Origin of the sequence: Sedimentitalea todarodis (assembly GCF_032595355.1) — a bacterium.
Lineage (GTDB): Bacteria > Pseudomonadota > Alphaproteobacteria > Rhodobacterales > Rhodobacteraceae > Sedimentitalea > Sedimentitalea todarodis.
The window spans coordinates 1-2,889 of record NZ_JASMWN010000067.1 but is presented as its reverse complement, the minus strand read 5'-3'; the positions used below and the strand labels follow the sequence as shown (position 1 = coordinate 2,889).

The window sequence follows — 2,889 nt, the reverse complement described above, 5'->3', positions numbered from 1 at the left end:
TCCCGCCCGACGGGATCGGGCGGGACCGGGGTTGGCGGGCGTATCGGGGGGGTACGCCCGCGCCTGGGAGTTTAGTGGTCTGCTGCCGCAGCCCCTGCGCCGCGTGGCACGCGGACACTTTCGACGAGGTCGACGATGTCCTGCGGCACCGGCTTGGTCATGCCTGTGACCAGGTAGGCCACTGCAAAGTTGATCATCGCACCGACCGCACCGAACGAGGTGGACTTGATCGACAGCAGCAGCGGATCAGCATCCGTGAAGCTGTTGGTGTCGGGGATGAAGAACCAGCCCTTGTGCAGGAAGATGTAGACCAGCGTTGTGACCAGACCTGCCAGCATGCCGGCCACGGCACCGGTGTTGTTCACCTTCTTGGAGAAGATGCCCATCATCAGGGCCGGGAAGATCGACGCTGCCGCGAGGCCAAAGGCCAGAGCCACTGTCTGTGCCGCAAAGCCCGGAGGGTTGAGGCCCAGATAGGTCGCGACCACGATGGCAACCGCCATGGCGATCCGCGCCGACATCAACTCGCCTTTTTCCGAAATCTCGGGTGCAAAGCGACCCTTGATCAGGTCGTGGCTGACAGCCGATGAAATCGCCAGAAGCAGACCGGCAGCGGTGGACAGAGCAGCCGCAAGACCGCCCGCAGCCACCAGACCGATGACCCAGCTGGGCAGGTTGGCGATTTCCGGGTTGGCCAGCACCAGGATATCCCGGTTGAAGTTGGTCAACTCGTTGCCTTCCCAGCCTTTTTCAGCCGCCTTGGCCTGCATGACCTCGGACTTGTCGTTGTAGTACTGGATCTTGCCGTCGCCGTTCTTGTCTTCCCAGCCGAGCAGGCCGGTTTTCTGCCAGGTGGCCATCCAGTCATAGCGCGGATCGGTATTGATCTCTTCGACCGACACGGCTTCGCCATTGGTGCCATTGGGCCAGAACATGTCAGTGATGTTCAGACGCGCCATGGCGCCAACCGCAGGAGCCGTCAGGTACAGCAAAGCGATAAAGACCAGTGCCCAGCCAGCGGACCAACGGGCATCGGCAACGCGCGGCACGGTGAAGAAGCGCATGATGACGTGCGGCAGACCCGCGGTACCGATCATCAGCGACAGGGTGAAGAGCACCATGTTGAAGGTGTCGCCGTTATGCGCGGTATACTCGTTGAAGCCGAGTTCGGTCACGATCGCGTCCAGCTTGGCCAGCAGAGGCTCGCCACTGGCAACGTCATTCCCAAACAGGCCCAGGGCCGGGATCGGGTTGCCGGTCAGCTGCAGGCTGATGAACACGGCCGGGATCGTATAGGCCATGATCAGCACACAGTATTGGGCGACCTGGGTATAGGTCACGCCCTTCATGCCGCCGAACACCGCGTAGGCGAAGACGACACAGGCCCCGATGAGAAGACCGGCTGTGTTGGAGATCTCCAGGAACCGGCCAAAGGCCACGCCAACACCGGTCATCTGGCCGATCACGTAGGTGGTCGAGGCCACGATCAGGCAGATCACCGCCACCAGACGCGCGGTGGGGCTGTAGAAGCGGTCGCCGATGAATTCCGACACGGTGAACTTGCCGAACTTGCGCAGGTAGGGCGCAAGCAGCAACGCCAGCAGCACGTAGCCACCGGTCCAGCCCATCAGGAACGAGCTGTTGTCATAGCCGGTAAAGGCAATGAGGCCAGCCATCGAGATGAACGATGCGGCCGACATCCAGTCCGCCGCCGTCGCCATGCCGTTGGTGACCGGGTGAACGCCGCGCCCGGCAGCGTAGAATTCCGATGTGGAGCCCGCGCGGGCCCAGATCGCGATGCCGATGTAGATCGCAAAGGATGCGCCCACAAACAGCAGGTTGATGGTAAACTGATCCATGTGTTTCGCTCCTTATTCTTCTTCGACGCCGAATTCCGCGTCGAGCTTGTTCATGCGGAACGCGTAGAAAAAGATCAGCGCGAGAAACACCAGGATCGAGCCCTGCTGCGCAAACCAGAATCCGAGATCGGTTCCGCCGACGGCAATGCCCGACAGCATCGGACGCAGCAGGATGCCGAATCCGAATGAGACCAGCGCCCAGATGACGAGGCTGATCAGAATGATGCGCACGTTCGCCGCCCAGTAGCCCTTGTCGGACTCAGCGGTGCTCGAGGCGCTAGTGGTTTGGTCCGCCATGGCGGGTCCTCCTTCTTCCTCCAGAGATGATAGGCATCGCCGTATCAGTGCGATGCCCGGGGTCTTGTCAGGCCGTGGCCTGTTTCACGATCGTTGCCAGGTCGGCGGCAATCGTGTCGATGTCACCCATCGCGTCGATGGATCTCAGTACGTCCTTGTCCTTGTAATAGGCGATCAGGGGCGCAGTCTGGTCGTGATAGGCCACCAGGCGGCTGGCGACGGTTTCGGCATTGTCATCCGCCCGGCGCTTCATGTCGGTGCTGCCGCATTTGTCGCAGGTCTCGGCGACCTCCGGGGCCTTGAAGGTGTCGTGATAGCCCTCGCCGCAGCCGCCGCAGGTGAAGCGGCCCGAGATGCGGGTGACCATCGCCGCGTCGTCAACCTCGAGGCTGATGGCCGCGTTGATGGACTGGCCGGTTTCCGCCAGTAGCGCATCCAGCGCCTCGGCCTGCACCGTGGTGCGCGGAAAGCCGTCGAGGATCACGCCCCTGGCGCAGTCCGGCTCGGCGAGGCGGTCGCGCAGGATCGCGATCACGATCTCGTCGCTGACCAGTTCGCCCGCCTCCATCACCGCCCTGGCGGCCTTGCCGGCCTCGGTGCCCGCGGCAACCGCCGCACGCAACAGATCACCGGTCGAAAGTTGCACGAGGCCAAACTCCTCCTCAAGCATCCGGGCCTGCGTCCCCTTGCCAGCACCCGGAGGCCCCAGCAGGATCAATACAGCAGCGGTTGT

3 protein-coding genes are annotated in these 2,889 nt (G+C 62.8%); all 3 read right to left on the bottom strand.

Annotated features, from left to right (window positions below; genetic code table 11):
- Positions 1-71 precede the first annotated feature (71 nt).
- Positions 72-1,859 carry a sodium:solute symporter family protein gene (locus QO231_RS25895; RefSeq protein ID WP_316783137.1) on the bottom strand — a complete coding sequence of 596 codons (1,788 nt, stop codon included), beginning with the start codon at positions 1,857-1,859 and terminating at the stop codon, positions 72-74.
- 12 nt (positions 1,860-1,871) lie between these two features.
- Positions 1,872-2,156: a DUF4212 domain-containing protein gene (locus tag QO231_RS25890; protein WP_316783132.1), complete on the bottom strand. Its 285-nt coding sequence runs from the start codon at positions 2,154-2,156 to the stop codon at positions 1,872-1,874.
- Positions 2,157-2,223: 67 nt separating this feature from the next.
- Positions 2,224-2,889: adenylate kinase (locus QO231_RS25885; RefSeq protein WP_394356734.1), on the bottom strand; the 666-nt coding region annotated here is incomplete at its 5' end.

Coding starts and splice junctions, on each gene's coding strand:
- QO231_RS25895 (WP_316783137.1), bottom strand. CDS start 1,859: ATGGATCAGTTTACCATCAACCTGCTGTTTGTGGGCGCATCCTTTGCG.
- QO231_RS25890 (WP_316783132.1), bottom strand. CDS start 2,156: ATGGCGGACCAAACCACTAGCGCCTCGAGCACCGCTGAGTCCGACAAG.